This window comes from Pseudomonas sp. NA-150, from assembly GCF_044336365.1.
Taxonomy (GTDB): Bacteria; Pseudomonadota; Gammaproteobacteria; order Pseudomonadales; family Pseudomonadaceae; genus Aquipseudomonas.
Genome location: NZ_CP172305.1, coordinates 6337589 through 6351706 on the forward strand (window position 1 = coordinate 6337589; position 14118 = coordinate 6351706).

Below are 14118 nucleotides of genomic sequence, written 5' to 3' on the forward strand. Positions count from 1 at the left end.
GCCGAAGGTCCTGCGGATCTTATCGCAGCCTTCGGCAGCTCCTACAGGGAACTGCGTTCAAAAAATCAAACTCCCAAACAAGAAGACTGGATGAAAACCCGCGACCGCATTCTCGAATGTGCCTTGAATCTGTTCAATGAACAGGGTGAACCCAACGTTTCGACGCTGGAAATTGCCAATGAGCTGGGGATCAGCCCCGGCAATCTCTACTACCACTTCCACGGCAAGGAACCGCTGGTCATGGGCCTGTTCGACTTGTTCCAGGCCGAACTTCAACCCCTGCTCGACCCACCCGCCAACGCCCGATTGGCGCCGGAAGATTACTGGCTGTTCCTGCACCTGATCGTCGAACGCCTGTCGCACTATCGCTTCCTGTTTCAGGACCTCTCCAACCTCGCCGGCCGGCTGCCGAAACTTGGCCGCGGCATCCGCAACCTGCTCAACTCGCTCAAGCGCACCCTGGCCTCGTTGCTTGCGCAGCTCAAAGCTCAAGGACAGATGATCAGTGACATGCAGGCGCTGGGGCAGCTTCTTGAGCAGATCAGCATGACCCTGCTGTTCTCGCTGGACTACCAACGCATCATTGGCAAGGAAGGCCAGGTACGGGTGGTGGTTTATCAAATCATGATGCTGGTCGCGCCCCACCTTGTCCCCGGCTCGCGCCAGGCAGTGGAGAAGCTGGCGATGCATTATCTGGAGCAGTAAGTACCCTGTAGGAGCGGGCTTGCCCGCGATGTCGGCATACCTGATACACCGCATCAAGCCGCTCGCCAACAAGTTGGCTCCTACACCCATAAAAAAGCCCGACCATAGGGCCGGGCTTTGGCAGTCCGTGAAATCAGGACTGGCTGGCTGGCGTCGACGCAGAGGTTGGCGTCGTTGCTGGCGCAGGGGTTACCGCTGGAGCAGCTGAAGCGCTCGGTGCGGGGGTTGTCGCAGCCGGCGGAGTTGCCGGTTTGGCGACGGCGGCAGGCTTTGGCGCTGCTGCTTTCGGTGCAGCTTTAGGCGCCGCTGGCTTTTTCGCCGCTGCGGGTTTTGCCGCTACTGCTGGCTTGGCCGCCGCGGGTTTCGCTGCGGGTTTAGCGGCCGCAGTTTTAGCCACTGCCGGTTTGGCTGCTGCAGGTTTCGCAGCAGGTTTGGCTGCGGCTTTAACGGCGACCGGTTTTGCTGCCGGTTTGGCCGCAGGTTTGGCTGCTGCAGTTTTAGCCGGTGCTTTGGCTGCTGCTGGTTTTGCTGCTGCCTTGGCCAGAGGTTTTGCCGCGGCTTTCACCGCAGGCTTTGCCGCTGCCTTGGAGGCAGGCGCTACCGAGGCACCGGTCAGTTTTTCAATTTGCTTGGTCAGTGTATCGACCTTGCTGTGCAGCGCTTTGACTTCACTGCGGCTCGGTACACCAAGGCGCGAAATCGCACTGTTCAGGCGCTTGTCGAAAGCCCCTTCGAGCTCGCTCCATTTGCCCAGCGCGAGGTCTTTGACATCGCCCACACGGGATTTAGCCGTTTGAGCGGTGGCCTTGGCAGCGCCAACTTGCTTGTCGAGACCTGCTTTGGTTTGCTTTTCAGCGCTCTCGCCGTCTTTAACCAACGTTTCGAACAGCTTACTTCCGTCATTGCTGATCTTGGAGTAAGCGCCTAAACCAGCCAGCCAGATTTGACGAGAGTACTTTTCAACCTCGCCAATCCAGGAGCTGCTTTCTTTTTCGACTTTCTTTTTGCCAGCCATCCCGCTCTCCTTATTGTTTACGCGCGACACGTTCAAGCAATGCCGTCAGCCCATCGAGCTTAGCAGAGAGTGTCTCTACGTCATGTTTAGACGCAATACCAAAACGATTCAAGGCGCTGGCCACACGGCTGTCAAAAGCTTTCTCTACTTTGTCGAATTGAACTTCGATCTTGCCTTTGATGCCCTTCACTTCGTCCTTGACCGTATCGATCTCGCTGTTGGCGGCCTCGATTTTTTCATCGACGATTTTCTTGCCTTTCTTCTCGGTCTCTTCGCCGGTCTTGATCAGCTCTTTAACGTACTCGGCACCCTCCTGACCAGCCTTGGCGTAGGCACCCAGGCCAGCCAGCCAGATCTTACGGGCATAAAGCCTAACCTCGGAAACAGCCTTGGTTTCTTCGGCTTCAACTTTCTTCTTCAAGGTTACTTTGACCATGGTGCACCTCACGCTCAAAAAGGGTTGGAGGAACTGCCCGCAGGGGTGTGGGCATGGAGGTCAAAATAATCAGAAAAATTAGAATGCTCACCCTAGGTTGCCGGCACCGCGTCGAAGAACAGAAAGCGCCCGAACCAGGCCTACCGTGAAAACCGAAACGCCTCACATTAAACGACGTCCTGCCTGATAGAAAAATCTCCCCGCGAGATGGAGCATTTGCTCATCAAGGAGAGACTGATGAACAGAAACAAAAATTCAAAGCGACGGCCATTGCAGGGCGTGATGTATCACATCACAATCGAATCATGATCGTTAGCTGGAAGCACAAAGGTCTTCGGGTCTTTTTCGAAACCGGGTCAACCAGTGGAATCAGGGCAGATCACTCCACCCGCCTGTCGTATGTCCTGACGATCCTGAATCGTGCGCAGACACCAAGTGATGTGAACCTCCCAGGCTGGAGACTGCACCCATTAAAAGGAGATAAGTCCGGTTTCTGGTCGATTACGTTAACGGCCAACTGGCGGGTGTTTTTTCGGTTCGTCGACACTGATGTCGAACTGGTCAACTATCTGGACTACCACTGAACGGAGGTCCCCCATGGGCATGTTCAATCCACCTCACCCAGGCAAAATCCTTCTTGAGGATGTTATTCCAGGCCTGGAAACCACAATTACCGAGTTCGCTCGCCATCTTGGCTTTGCTCGGGAAACCCTTTCCAGAATTCTGCACGGTCGCGCACCGATAAGTCCCGACCTGGCTGTCAGGCTAGAGCGAGCAGGTATCAGTAGCGCCCGTCTGTGGTTGGGGATTCAGGCGGACTATGACCTGTGGCAGGCAGAGAATCGTGAACAACCACCTATCGAGCGGTATGCGCAGGCAAGTTTCCTTACGCAATAAAACGCGATCGGTTGTGGGAGGCTTGCCTGCGAAGACGCCTGACCTGACACTCCGCGTCAAGCTATTCGCCAACAAATTGGCCCCCACAGATTTTGTGCCCACCCATTTTAAAATGGCCACATCACACCAACGCTTTATCCAGCGCCTTTTCGATCTCGGTCTTGATCGTGCCGCTGAAGGCTGACATCAGGAAGCCGACTTCGACGTCGACCTTGATCAAGGCATCAAACACGCTGACGGTGCCGCTGACGCCCGAGCCAGAGAGCTTTACGGTGTCGCCGGACCACTGCGGCTGGATCGAATATTTCTCGGCCAGTTTCTGTACCAGCACTTCTGCTTTCTGCTTTGCCGCCTCACGACCCAGGTCGTGAGCACGTTCAACACTAATCCGGGCCATCTAAGGACTCCTGTAGCCAAATGGTTCTGCCGGAACCCTGCTGACGTTCGCTGCGTCAATCCGTCCCGGCGCGTCACTATACTTACATTACGCGTTGCCAAGACAAAGACCGCCTCGGGGATTAGAATGGCCCGCATTCTCTTCCGGTGACAGCGACATGAACGATCAGCGCAAAGGCAGCGATGCCGAACCGACCACCCATTTCGGCTACAAAAACGTGCCGGAAAGCCAGAAAGCCGAGAAAGTCGCTGAGGTTTTCCACTCGGTGGCGGCCAAGTACGACTTGATGAACGACCTGCTGTCCGGTGGCATGCACCGCCTGTGGAAGCGTTTCACCATCGAGCTTTCCGGCGTTCGCACCGGCAACCGCGTGCTGGATATCGCCGGCGGCACGGGCGATCTGACGAAAAAATTCTCGCACCTGGTCGGCCCGACCGGTGAAGTGGTACTGGCCGATATCAATGCCTCGATGCTTAAAGTCGGCCGTGACCGGCTGCTCGACCTCGGCGTGGCCGGCAACGTCAAGTTCGTCCAGGCCGACGCTGAAAAGCTGCCGTTCCCGGACAACTACTTTGACTGCGTGACCATCGCTTTCGGCCTGCGCAACGTGACCCACAAAGAAGACGCCTTGCGCTCGATGCTGCGTGTGCTCAAGCCCGGTGGTCGCCTGCTGGTACTGGAATTCTCCAAACCGACCAACGCTGTGATGACCAAGATTTACGACGCCTACTCGTTCGCCTTCATGCCACTGATGGGCAAGCTGATCACCAATGACTCGGAAAGCTACCGCTATCTGGCAGAGTCGATCCGCATGCACCCGAACCAGGAAACCCTGAAGTCGATGATGGTAGAGGCCGGTTTCGACCGCGTGACCTACCACAACATGACCTCCGGTATCGTCGCCCTGCACCGCGGTATCAAGCCCTGATGATATTCAGCGGCTTGCTCGCCAGCGTCGAGCACGGGGTCAACCGTGTGCTGCGGATGGACAGCACCGCGTTGCCGCGCCTGGAACACTTGAGCGGCAAGATCATCGCGATCGACTGCCTCAGCCCGCGCTTACAGGTGTTTATCCTGCCCAGCGACGACGGCCTGATGCTGGCCGCGCATTGGGAAACAGAAGCCGATTGCACCCTGCGTGCACCGGCGGCCCAACTGATGCGTCTGGCGCTGAGCAAAGACAAGACCGCTGTATTGCACGGCCCTGATCTCGAACTGGAAGGCGACAGTTCTGTGTTACTGGAACTGTTCGGCATTCTTCAGGACCTCGAGCTGGACTGGGAGTACGAGCTTTCCCGCTGGCTCGGTCCGGTGGCCAGCCCGCTGCTCGGCAGCCAGCTGCGCAGCGGTGCGCGCTGGACCAGCGACAGCATGGATAACCTGACCCAGAGCCTCGCCGACTACCTCAGCGAGGAGTCGCGCGCCCTGGTCGGCCATCGTGAAGCGCAAGCGCGCTTTGACGAGCTGGACCAGATCAAGCTTGACCTTGAACGTCTTGAGGCGCGCTTTGAGCGCCTTGCCCTCTCCCTCAAACCCAGCGATAACGCATGAAGCTGCTTGCCGTCCGCCGTCTGTTGCGCATCCAGCGCGTCGTGATCCGCTACCGTCTCGATGATTTGCTGTTCGCTCTGCCACTCCCGTGGTGGATGCTCGCCCTGCGTTTTGTCATGCCGTGGCGCTGGTTTCCGCGCAAAACCCTGGACCTGAGCCGTGGCGCGCGTTTACGCCTGGCGCTGCAAGACCTCGGGCCGATATTCATCAAGTTCGGCCAACTGCTGTCTACCCGCCGCGATTTGCTCCCCGAGGACATCGCCGACGAGTTGATGCGGTTGCAGGATCGCGTACCGCCATTCGATTCCCAGCAGGCCATCGACCTGATCGAAGAGCAGCTCGGGGCGAAGATCAGCGCCGTGTTCAGCCGGTTTGACGTCGCGCCGCTGGCTTCCGCTTCGGTGGCGCAGGTGCATGCCGCCCAGCTCAAGACCGGCGAAGAAGTGGTGGTCAAGGTCGTGCGCCCCGGCCTCAAGCCGATCATCAGCCAGGACCTGGCGTGGCTGTTCATTCTGGCGCGCATCGCCGAGCGGCTGTCGGCCGATGCACGGCTACTGCACCCGGTGGATGTGGTCAGCGACTACGAAAAGACCATCTACGACGAACTCGATTTGTTGCGTGAAGCCGCTAACGGCAGCCAACTGCGGCGCAATTTCGAAGGTTCGCCGCTGCTGTACGTGCCGCAGGTCTATTGGGACTGGTGCCGGCCAAAAGTGCTGGTGATGGAGCGCATCTACGGCATTCAGGTCACTGATCTGGCAACCTTGGCCGATCAGCGCACCGACATGAAAATGCTCGCCGAACGTGGCGTGGAGATCTTCTTCACCCAAGTGTTCCGCGACAGCTTTTTTCACGCCGACATGCACCCTGGCAACATTTTCGTCAGCACCGTGAATCCGTGGAGCCCGCAATACATTGCGATTGACTGCGGCATCGTCGGCAGCCTGACGCCGGAAGACCAGGACTATCTGGCCCGCAACCTGTTTGCCTTCTTCAAACGTGACTACCGCCGTGTGGCGCAACTGCATATCGATTCGGGCTGGGTGCCGCCAGAAACCAAGCTCAATGAATTCGAAGCTGCGATCCGCACAGTATGTGAGCCGATTTTCGAGAAGCCGTTGAAGGATATTTCCTTCGGTCAGGTACTGATGCGCCTGTTCCAGACCGCGCGGCGCTTCAATATGGAAGTGCAGCCGCAACTGGTGCTGTTGCAGAAGACCCTACTCAACATCGAAGGTCTGGGCCGCCAGCTGTATCCGGAACTGGACCTGTGGAGTACCGCGCAGCCGTTCCTGGAACGCTGGATGCGCGAGCGCGTCAGCCCGAAAACCGTGATGCACAACCTGCAAGCCCAAGTCGAACAAATCCCGCGTCTGGCGGGCCTTACCCGCGATTTGCTGGAGCGCATGGCCCATTCTTCTGCCGACCATCCGCTTATGCCACGCAATGACCGACGTCGCCGCGACGACGCCTGGGTCTTGCGCCTGATCGGTGCTGGCCTGCTGGCAGGCGGCGCAGTATTGGCCTCGGCACTGGCGGGCAGCGGTACGGCGATGGTCGCGGTGGTGGCCTGGCCGGCGTGGATCATGCTGGCGGCCGGCTTGTATCTGGTCGTGCGCCGATAGCCAGAGGCTTGAGCCGCTGGCACACTATTCAATCCGCCAGGCCGATAAAGAGCGTCTGGCAGTCGGAGTCGACAATGAAAGACTGGCTGGACGAGATTCACTGGAACAGCGATGGTTTGGTCCCGGCGATCGCTCAAGACCACAAGACCGGTCGTGTGCTGATGATGGCCTGGATGAACCGCGAAGCGCTGACGTTGACCGCAGCGGAGAACCGGGCCATTTATTGGTCGCGCTCCCGTGGCAAACTCTGGCGTAAAGGTGAAGAATCAGGCCACGTGCAGAAACTTCACGAAATGCGTCTGGACTGCGACGCTGACGTGATTATCCTGATGGTCGAGCAGATTGGCGGGATTGCCTGCCACACGGGCCGCGAGAGCTGCTTCTATCGGGTTTATGACGACAAGGGCTGGAAAGCCGTCGACCCAGTCCTCAAAGACCCGCACGCCATTTATCAGGCAGGACACACTCATGACTGACACCCTGGCCCGCCTGGCCGAAGTGCTTGAAGCACGCAAAGGCGCCGCTGCCGACAGCTCGTATGTCGCCAGCCTGTACCACAAGGGTTTGAACAAGATTCTGGAAAAGGTCGGTGAAGAATCGGTCGAAACCATCATCGCCGCCAAAGATGCCGCCGTCAGCGGTGATTGCAGCGACGTGATCTATGAAACGGCTGATTTGTGGTTCCACAGCATGGTGATGCTTGCAGCATTGGGCCAACACCCTCAGGCTGTGCTCGATGAACTGGATCGTCGCTTCGGACTGTCCGGACACGTGGAAAAAGCCACACGTTCCGCCGAATAAACAAGAACAACCAAGAGGACTGTTTGATGGGTATTTTTGACTGGAAACACTGGATCATCATTTTGGTCGTCGTCGTGCTGGTATTCGGTACCAAGAAGCTCAAAGGCCTTGGCTCCGACGTCGGCGAAACGATCAAGGGCTTTCGCAAAGCCATGAACGAAGAAGAAGACAAACCGCAGGCGCCGCCCGTGCAACCCGCCGCACCGGTACAGCCGATGCAGCAGACGCACACGCCACCTGCGCCGCAGACCGCGCCTGTGCACGAGCCGCACACCATCGACGTGCAAGCTCATAAAGTCGAAGATCCAATCCGCAAAGACTAGGTCGTGTTGAATGTTTGGAATCAGCTTCTCTGAACTGCTGCTGGTCGGCCTCGTTGCCCTGCTGGTCCTGGGCCCCGAGCGCCTGCCCGGTGCGGCGCGTACGGCAGGCCTGTGGATTGGGCGGCTGAAACGCAGCTTCAATGCGATCAAACAGGAAGTCGAGCGCGAAATCGGTGCCGACGAGATTCGTCGGCAACTGCATAACGAGCACATTCTGTCGCTGGAAGAAGAGGCGAAAAAGATCTTCAACCCGCAACCGACGCCGGTCGAACCTGTTGCAACGGTCGCCCCGACAGTCGAAGCCCACAGCATTGTGCCGCCAACCCCTGTCGCAGCACCTGAGCCCGTGGTTCACGCCGTGCCCGTCGAACCGGCACCGGTCGTCCACGCCAGCCCGACGCCTGTTACGCCTTCTGCCCACGATTCCTCTTTGCCACCGCGAGCCCCATGAGCGCAGACATCCCGGAAAACGATCAGCAGATGCCGCTGATCTCGCACCTCACCGAGTTGCGTACACGCCTGCTGCGTTGCGTAGCGGCGATTTTCTTGATCTTTGCCGGGTTGTTTTACTTCACCCAGAAGATCTACACCCTGGTGTCCGCCCCGCTACGGCATTACCTGCCCGAAGGCGCGACGATGATCGCCACCGACGTGGCCTCGCCGTTCCTGACACCGTTCAAGCTGACCATGATGTGCTCGCTGTTCCTGGCGATGCCGGTGATCCTGCATCAGATCTGGGGCTTCATCGCGCCAGGTCTGTACAAGCATGAAAAGCGCGTCGCGGTGCCGCTACTGGTTTCCAGCATCATCCTGTTCTACTCAGGCATGGCATTCGCCTACTTCCTGGTGTTCCCGCTGATTTTCCACTTCTTCGCCAGCGTGACCCCGGAAGGCGTGTCGATGATGACTGACATCGCCAGTTACCTGGACTTTGTCATGACCCTGTTCCTGGCCTTCGGTGTCGCATTCGAGATTCCGGTAGCCGTGGTGCTGTTGGTCTGGATCGGTATCGTCGACGTCAAACACCTGAAAAAAATTCGCCCATACGTGATCATCGGTTGCTTCGTGGTCGGCATGATTCTCACGCCGCCGGACATCTTCTCGCAGACCTTGCTCGCCGTACCGATGTGGCTGTTGTTCGAAATCGGCGTGTTGTGCAGTGGCATGATCACCAAGCGCGGCGATCACCCGGATGACCAAGACGCCGAGAAACAGGACCAACCGCCTGCGACTCAGCCGTGAACCTGCTGCTGCTCGAAGACGCCGACTTCATCTCGGCTGACCGGGTGATCCTGCGCGATCGCCGGCTCACGCACATGCAAGAGGTGCATCGTTCGCAAGTCGGCGACACTCTGCGCGTTGGCCGTATCGGTGGATTGCTGGGCAGCGCAGAGCTGTTGCGCCTGGAAAGCCATGAGGCCGAGCTGCAAATCCGTCTGGACCGCGCACCTCCCGTCAAACTGCCGCTGACTCTGATCCTCGCCCTGCCTCGACCAAAAATGCTGCGCCGTGTGTTTCAAACCGTGGCTACCATGGGCGTGCCCAGGGTCATTCTGGTCAACAGTTACCGCGTGGAAAAAAGCTTCTGGCAAACCCCCTTTCTCGAACCTGAAGCGATCCGCGAAAACCTGATCCTGGGCCTGGAACAGGCACGGGACAGCGTGCTCCCGGAAATCATCATCGAGAAGCGCTTCAAACCCTTTGTCGAGGACCGCCTGCCGCAGCTGGTTGAAGGCACCCTCGGTCTCATCGGCCATCCGGGTGACTACCCCGCCTGTCCACGCGACGTTGATCAGCCGGTAACCCTGGCCATCGGCCCGGAGGGTGGCTGGATTCCCTACGAAGTCGACCTGCTGAACAAGTCCGGGCTGCAACCGGTGCAGTTGGGCGAACGAATCCTGCGGGTTGAAACCGCCGTCACCGCGCTGCTGGCTCGCTTGTTTTGATGGCTTGAATACCCTTCGATATCAAAGGTTTTGATACTTCCCCCGACCTTTGTCGCAGTCGCATCCATAGTGGCAATCCTGCACTACAGTTCCATAATCTCTGGCCGATACCCGTGCACACTTTTAACAACGCACCTCAAGGAGCTGTCATGTACCGTTGGTTAGTACGAAACCTGGGAAATGTAAGCGTCAGCCTAAAACTGGCGATTGGCTTCGGCCTGGTGCTGTTGTTAACCCTGCTTATCACGCTCACCGGCTGGTCGGGCGTGTCGTCGCTGATCGAGCGAGGCGACAAGCTCGCGTCGATCTCTCGACTCAGCGAGCTGACCAAAGACCTGCGCGTTGCACGCCTGCACTATGAAACGCAGTTCAACGCGGCATCAGAAGCCGAGGTCACCGGCGTACTCAACCAGATCGACCAGGAACTGCGCACCGCACACAGCCGACTCAAGGTGGCTTCCGATCAAGTCTTGCTCGACGGCCAGTCAGAAGCGCAAGCCAGCTACCGCCGCGCCTTCACTGAAATGACCCAGTCCATTCAAACCCGCGAAGCCAGCGGGGTGAAGCTGGGCTCGACGGCTGATACCGCCGTTGCGAAAGTCGGCGACATTGAGGCGTCACTGCTCAAGGGCGACAACATCCTGGCCTTCAATGATGTGGTGTACCTGAGCAAACAGATCCAGCAAGCGCGCTTCCAGGTGCGTGGCTACACCTACAGTGGCAAGGATGAATTCGAAAAGGACGCCAACGCAGCCATCGACGAAGCCTTGATGGGTTTGAATAGCCTCGCAGGCTCGATTCCGTCCGAGTATCTGGGCAAGCTCAAAGACGCCAGCGATGCACTGAAAGCCTATCGCAGCGCCGTCGGTCAGTATCACGACGCTCAGCTGTCGAGCAAACAAGCGTTGGAGAAAATGACCGTCCAAGGCCAGCGCTTGCTGGATCTCAGCGTGCAACTGACCACTTCGCAAAACAGCAAACGCGACGCCGACAGTGCTCAAGCGCGCTCCATGCTGAGCCTCGTCACCGCCTTGGCCCTGTTGTTCGGCGTACTTGCGGCGTGGGCTATCACCCGACAGATCGTGGTACCACTGCGCCAGACTCTTGGCGTGGTTGAACGGGTGGCGTCGGGGGATCTGACCCATGACCTGCACGTCGAGCGTCACGACGAACTGGGCCAGCTGCAGAGCAGCATTCAACGCATGACCGTCGGCCTGCGCACCTTGGTTGGTGGCATCAGCGAAGGCGTGACGAAAATCTCCCACGCGGCGGATCAACTGTCCGCCGTGACCGAACAGACCAACGCCGGGGTCAACAGCCAAAAGATTGAAACCGACCAGGTGGCCACGGCCATGCATGAGATGACCGCGACCGTGCAGGAAGTTGCGCGCAACGCCGAGGAAGCTTCGGAAGCCGCAGTCGCCGCCGACCAGCAAGCTCGCGAAGGTGATCGCGTGGTTAACGAAGCGATCGCCCAGATCGAGCGTCTGGCCAGTGAAGTGGGTAACTCCACTGCTGCCATGGGCGAACTCAAACGCGAAAGCGACAAGATCGGCAGCGTGCTGGACGTGATCAAGTCCGTCGCCCAGCAAACCAACCTGCTGGCGCTCAACGCCGCCATCGAAGCCGCCCGTGCCGGGGAAGCCGGGCGCGGTTTCGCGGTGGTCGCCGATGAAGTGCGCAGCCTGGCGCAACGCACGCAGAAATCGACCGAAGAGATCGAACTATTGATCGTCGGCCTGCAAAACGGCACACAGCAGGTGGCGACGATCATGGACAACAGCCGCAGCCTGACCGACAGCAGCGTCGAACTGACCCGCCGTGCCGGCAGCTCACTGGAAAACATCACCCGCACCGTCTCGGCCATCCAGTCGATGAACCAGCAAATCGCCGCTGCCGCTGAACAGCAAAGCGCGACGGCGGAGGAGATCAACCGCAGCGTGTTGAGCGTGCGCGATGTCTCCGAGCAAACCTCTACGGCCAGCAAGGAAACCGCCGCCTCCAGCCTGGAACTGGCGCGGTTGGGCAATCATCTGCAAACATTGGTCGGCAAGTTCAAGGTGTAAACACCCATTGTAGGAGCCGGGCTTGCCCGCGATGGCGTCGTAACAGACCCACCGCGTCAAGCCAATCGCGGGCAAGCCCGACGCCTACAATCTTGATTTTCAGAACTTTCCTACAACCATCTCAGGTCACCCTCCCCAAGCTCCTGCCGATGCGAATAACAGGCATACCCATGTGCCGACTTTCGCATCCATTGCAGGAGTACCCCCATGTTCCGATCCCTGACCCAGGCTCTGGGTAACACACGCGTCAAACTCAAACTTGCCCTCGGCTTCGGCCTGGTATTGCTACTGACCCTGGCGATCACCCTGACCGGCTGGCATGGCCTGGGCACGATGATCGAGCGGTCCGAGTCTCTGAGCACAATCGCTCAACTGAGCAGCGCGACCAAGGACTTGCGCATCGAGCGCATCACCTTCCGCACAGAGAACACCACCGAAGCCGCCGCTGCGGTGGTCAAGCGCCTGAATGACCTCGAGACGCAGCTCAACGCGCTACGCGCCACGATAGATGACCCACACAGCCTGACACTGCTCTCCAGCCAGAGCGAAGCCATACAGCGCTTTGAGCGCACTTTCGAGCAACTGGCCGACACGCTGAAAGAACGCGGTAAAACCCGGACCGAGCTCGATCAACAGTCAGAAAAGGCCATGCAAACCGTGGCTCAAGTCGAAACCGAAGTGCTGAAAGCCGTCAGCCAGGAACAGGACAGCAGCGAGCGACTGGACGAGTTCACCAACATCTCGCAACTACGCCAACAGATTCAGAACGCGCGCTATCAAGTACAGGCCTATACCTTCAGCAACCAGGAGGACTATGAAGTGGCGGCGATCAGCGCCATTGACGAGGCACTGAAGGAAGTCGGGCAAATTGCCGAGGATCAATCCGACTCCAACATCAGCGGCCTTCAGCAAGCGCACCAGACGTTGCAGAGCTATCGCGACAAGCTGGGCCAGTTCAAGGACATGCAGGTCAAGGCCGAGGCCGCGCAAGAAACCATGGAAGCACTCGGTGACCAGTTGTTGGCTGCCAGTGGCGAGCTGAGCAATCGCCAGACCCTTCAACGCGACGCCGAAGCGGCTCGATCCCGCACCCTGTTGACCAGCGTTGCTGGCCTGGCGCTATTCCTCGGTTTGCTGGCAGCCTGGTTGATGACCCAGCAAATTATCGTGCCGCTGCAACAAACGCTGGTCGCCGCCGGGCGCATTGCCCAAGGCGACCTGAGCCATGATTTGAAAGTCGAGCGTCGCGACGAGATGGGCCAGTTGCAAGCCAGCATGCAGCAGATGACCGTCAGCCTGCGCGAATTGATCGGCGGAATTGGCGATGGCGTCACCCAAATCGCCAGCGCGGCTGAACAGCTGTCTGCGGTGACCGAGCAGACCAGTGTCGGGGTGAACACGCAACGTGTAGAGACCGATCAGGTGGCCACGGCGATGAACCAGATGACAGCAACTGTCGCCGAAGTCGCACGCAATGCTGAAGAAGCGTCTCACGCGGCAATGGAGGCTGATCAGCAAGCACGCGAAGGCGACAAAGTGGTCGCCGAGGCGATTACCCAGATTGAGGCGCTGGCCAGTGAAGTCGGCAACTCGACCCAGGCCATGAATCATCTCAAACTCGAGAGCGACAAAATCGGCAGCGTGCTGGATGTGATCAAGTCAGTGTCGCAACAAACCAACCTGCTGGCGCTTAATGCCGCCATCGAGGCTGCCCGGGCTGGGGAGGCCGGACGCGGCTTTGCGGTGGTTGCCGATGAGGTTCGCGGGCTGGCGCAACGTACGCAGCAGTCCACCGAAGAAATCGAAGAACTGATCGCCGCCCTGCAGCAAGGAACTCAACAGGTCGCCACCGCGCTCGAGAGCAGTCGCACCCTGACCGACAACAGCGTCGAGCTAAGCCGTCGAGCCGGCAGCGCCCTGGAGCACATCACCCGCACCGTCTCGACCATCCAGAACATGAACCAGCAGATCGCCACGGCCGGTGAACAACAGAGCGCTGTCGCTGAAGAGATCACCCGTAGTGTGCTGAATGTGCGGGATATCTCCGAGCAGACAGCGGCGGCCAGTGAGGAGACAGCCGCGTCGAGTATCGAGCTCGCTAGACTAGGCAATCATTTGCAGGGGTTGGTGGGCAGGTTCAAGGTTTAGCGGCAACTTTAGGAATTTGTGGTTGGACAAAAGCTCACGGTTGGCCCCCATTTTGTAGGAGCTGCCGAAGGCTGCGATAAGGCCGGAACTGCCTTCGCGATGTCGATTGATCGCAGCCTTCGGCAGCTCCTACAGGAGTTGTGTGTTGCCTGGGAACATAGAATCGAGTCTGCCTCATGATCCGAGGTGACCACAGCTTTATGGGCCA

General features: G+C 58.7%; 17 protein-coding genes and 1 pseudogene. 15 read left to right on the forward strand and 3 right to left on the reverse strand.

Annotated elements, in window-relative coordinates; translation table 11 throughout:
- Nucleotides 1-90 precede the first annotated feature (90 nt).
- A complete protein-coding gene (locus ACF0H7_RS29480) occupies nt 91-705 on the forward strand; it encodes a TetR/AcrR family transcriptional regulator (RefSeq protein ID WP_397450314.1) in 615 nt (204 codons plus the stop codon).
- A 133-nt stretch (nt 706-838) separates the two neighbouring features.
- Here ACF0H7_RS29480 and ACF0H7_RS29485 read toward each other — a convergent pair whose 3' ends face one another.
- Nucleotides 839-1720 (reverse strand): phasin family protein, encoded by an 882-nt coding sequence (locus ACF0H7_RS29485; RefSeq protein ID WP_397450315.1) that lies wholly within the window; start codon nt 1718-1720, stop codon nt 839-841.
- Between the two features lie 10 nt (nt 1721-1730).
- Nucleotides 1731-2156 carry a phasin family protein gene (locus ACF0H7_RS29490; RefSeq protein ID WP_397450316.1) on the reverse strand — a complete coding sequence of 142 codons (426 nt, stop codon included), beginning with the start codon at nt 2154-2156 and terminating at the stop codon, nt 1731-1733.
- A 305-nt stretch (nt 2157-2461) separates the two neighbouring features.
- Here ACF0H7_RS29490 and ACF0H7_RS29495 point away from each other — a divergent pair, with 305 nt between their 5' ends.
- Nucleotides 2462-2740 (forward strand): type II toxin-antitoxin system RelE/ParE family toxin, encoded by a 279-nt coding sequence (locus tag ACF0H7_RS29495; RefSeq protein ID WP_397450317.1) that lies wholly within the window; start codon nt 2462-2464, stop codon nt 2738-2740.
- A gap of 13 nt (nt 2741-2753) precedes the next feature.
- Nucleotides 2754-3053, forward strand: a complete 300-nt coding sequence (locus ACF0H7_RS29500) for a HigA family addiction module antitoxin (protein ID WP_397450318.1) — start codon at nt 2754-2756, stop codon at nt 3051-3053.
- Between the two features lie 121 nt (nt 3054-3174).
- Here ACF0H7_RS29500 and ACF0H7_RS29505 read toward each other — a convergent pair whose 3' ends face one another.
- Nucleotides 3175-3450, reverse strand: coding sequence for a polyhydroxyalkanoic acid system family protein (locus ACF0H7_RS29505; RefSeq protein ID WP_397450319.1), 276 nt, complete (start codon nt 3448-3450; stop codon nt 3175-3177).
- 157 nt (nt 3451-3607) lie between these two features.
- On the opposite strand from ACF0H7_RS29505, the gene ubiE reads away from it, so the two are divergent.
- The 12 genes and pseudogenes from ubiE (at nt 3608) to ACF0H7_RS29565 (ending at nt 13910) form a co-directional block, all read left to right on the forward strand.
- Entirely contained in the window at nt 3608-4378 is a 771-nt protein-coding gene (gene ubiE, locus ACF0H7_RS29510) for a bifunctional demethylmenaquinone methyltransferase/2-methoxy-6-polyprenyl-1,4-benzoquinol methylase UbiE (protein WP_397450320.1), read from the forward strand.
- Nucleotides 4378-5001 carry an SCP2 domain-containing protein gene (locus ACF0H7_RS29515; protein ID WP_397450321.1) on the forward strand — a complete coding sequence of 208 codons (624 nt, stop codon included), beginning with the start codon at nt 4378-4380 and terminating at the stop codon, nt 4999-5001. The genes ubiE and ACF0H7_RS29515 overlap by 1 nt, the downstream gene beginning before the upstream one ends.
- Complete coding sequence (ubiB, locus tag ACF0H7_RS29520) at nt 4998-6626, forward strand: ubiquinone biosynthesis regulatory protein kinase UbiB (protein WP_397450322.1); 1629 nt, start codon at nt 4998-5000, stop codon at nt 6624-6626. Before ACF0H7_RS29515 ends, ubiB begins: the two co-directional genes overlap by 4 nt.
- Before the next feature lie 74 nt (nt 6627-6700).
- Nucleotides 6701-7102: a phosphoribosyl-AMP cyclohydrolase gene (hisI, locus tag ACF0H7_RS29525; protein WP_397450323.1), complete on the forward strand. Its 402-nt coding sequence runs from the start codon at nt 6701-6703 to the stop codon at nt 7100-7102.
- Nucleotides 7095-7427, forward strand: coding sequence for a phosphoribosyl-ATP diphosphatase (locus ACF0H7_RS29530; protein ID WP_397450324.1), 333 nt, complete (start codon nt 7095-7097; stop codon nt 7425-7427). Before hisI ends, ACF0H7_RS29530 begins: the two co-directional genes overlap by 8 nt.
- A gap of 26 nt (nt 7428-7453) precedes the next feature.
- Complete coding sequence (locus ACF0H7_RS29535) at nt 7454-7750, forward strand: twin-arginine translocase TatA/TatE family subunit (RefSeq protein WP_397450325.1); 297 nt, start codon at nt 7454-7456, stop codon at nt 7748-7750.
- 10 nt (nt 7751-7760) lie between these two features.
- Nucleotides 7761-8201 carry a Sec-independent protein translocase protein TatB gene (gene tatB, locus ACF0H7_RS29540; protein ID WP_397450326.1) on the forward strand — a complete coding sequence of 147 codons (441 nt, stop codon included), beginning with the start codon at nt 7761-7763 and terminating at the stop codon, nt 8199-8201.
- Nucleotides 8198-8992, forward strand: coding sequence for a twin-arginine translocase subunit TatC (gene tatC / locus ACF0H7_RS29545; protein ID WP_397450327.1), 795 nt, complete (start codon nt 8198-8200; stop codon nt 8990-8992). Before tatB ends, tatC begins: the two co-directional genes overlap by 4 nt.
- Nucleotides 8989-9696 (forward strand): 16S rRNA (uracil(1498)-N(3))-methyltransferase, encoded by a 708-nt coding sequence (locus ACF0H7_RS29550; RefSeq protein WP_397450328.1) that lies wholly within the window; start codon nt 8989-8991, stop codon nt 9694-9696. The genes tatC and ACF0H7_RS29550 overlap by 4 nt, the downstream gene beginning before the upstream one ends.
- 149 nt (nt 9697-9845) lie before the next feature.
- Nucleotides 9846-10904: pseudogene (locus ACF0H7_RS29555) on the forward strand (methyl-accepting chemotaxis protein); the annotation flags it as partial.
- Nucleotides 10905-11048: 144 nt separating this feature from the next.
- Nucleotides 11049-11762 (forward strand): methyl-accepting chemotaxis protein, encoded by a 714-nt coding sequence (locus ACF0H7_RS29560; protein ID WP_397454065.1) that lies wholly within the window; start codon nt 11049-11051, stop codon nt 11760-11762.
- A gap of 207 nt (nt 11763-11969) precedes the next feature.
- Nucleotides 11970-13910: a methyl-accepting chemotaxis protein gene (locus ACF0H7_RS29565; RefSeq protein ID WP_397450329.1), complete on the forward strand. Its 1941-nt coding sequence runs from the start codon at nt 11970-11972 to the stop codon at nt 13908-13910.
- The last annotated feature ends 208 nt before the right edge of the window (nt 13911-14118 follow it).

Excerpts from the sequence above, each read along its gene's own strand:
- ACF0H7_RS29480 (WP_397450314.1), top strand. The coding sequence starts at position 91 with ATGAAAACCCGCGACCGCATTCTCGAATGTGCCTTGAATCTGTTCAAT.
- ACF0H7_RS29485 (WP_397450315.1), bottom strand. The coding sequence starts at position 1,720 with ATGGCTGGCAAAAAGAAAGTCGAAAAAGAAAGCAGCTCCTGGATTGGC.
- ACF0H7_RS29490 (WP_397450316.1), bottom strand. The coding sequence starts at position 2,156 with ATGGTCAAAGTAACCTTGAAGAAGAAAGTTGAAGCCGAAGAAACCAAG.
- ACF0H7_RS29495 (WP_397450317.1), top strand. The coding sequence starts at position 2,462 with ATGATCGTTAGCTGGAAGCACAAAGGTCTTCGGGTCTTTTTCGAAACC.
- ACF0H7_RS29500 (WP_397450318.1), top strand. The coding sequence starts at position 2,754 with ATGGGCATGTTCAATCCACCTCACCCAGGCAAAATCCTTCTTGAGGAT.
- ACF0H7_RS29505 (WP_397450319.1), bottom strand. The coding sequence starts at position 3,450 with ATGGCCCGGATTAGTGTTGAACGTGCTCACGACCTGGGTCGTGAGGCG.
- ubiE (WP_397450320.1), top strand. The coding sequence starts at position 3,608 with ATGAACGATCAGCGCAAAGGCAGCGATGCCGAACCGACCACCCATTTC.
- ACF0H7_RS29515 (WP_397450321.1), top strand. The coding sequence starts at position 4,378 with ATGATATTCAGCGGCTTGCTCGCCAGCGTCGAGCACGGGGTCAACCGT.
- ubiB (WP_397450322.1), top strand. The coding sequence starts at position 4,998 with ATGAAGCTGCTTGCCGTCCGCCGTCTGTTGCGCATCCAGCGCGTCGTG.
- hisI (WP_397450323.1), top strand. The coding sequence starts at position 6,701 with ATGAAAGACTGGCTGGACGAGATTCACTGGAACAGCGATGGTTTGGTC.
- ACF0H7_RS29530 (WP_397450324.1), top strand. The coding sequence starts at position 7,095 with ATGACTGACACCCTGGCCCGCCTGGCCGAAGTGCTTGAAGCACGCAAA.
- ACF0H7_RS29535 (WP_397450325.1), top strand. The coding sequence starts at position 7,454 with ATGGGTATTTTTGACTGGAAACACTGGATCATCATTTTGGTCGTCGTC.
- tatB (WP_397450326.1), top strand. The coding sequence starts at position 7,761 with ATGTTTGGAATCAGCTTCTCTGAACTGCTGCTGGTCGGCCTCGTTGCC.
- tatC (WP_397450327.1), top strand. The coding sequence starts at position 8,198 with ATGAGCGCAGACATCCCGGAAAACGATCAGCAGATGCCGCTGATCTCG.
- ACF0H7_RS29560 (WP_397454065.1), top strand. The coding sequence starts at position 11,049 with ATGCATGAGATGACCGCGACCGTGCAGGAAGTTGCGCGCAACGCCGAG.
- ACF0H7_RS29565 (WP_397450329.1), top strand. The coding sequence starts at position 11,970 with ATGTTCCGATCCCTGACCCAGGCTCTGGGTAACACACGCGTCAAACTC.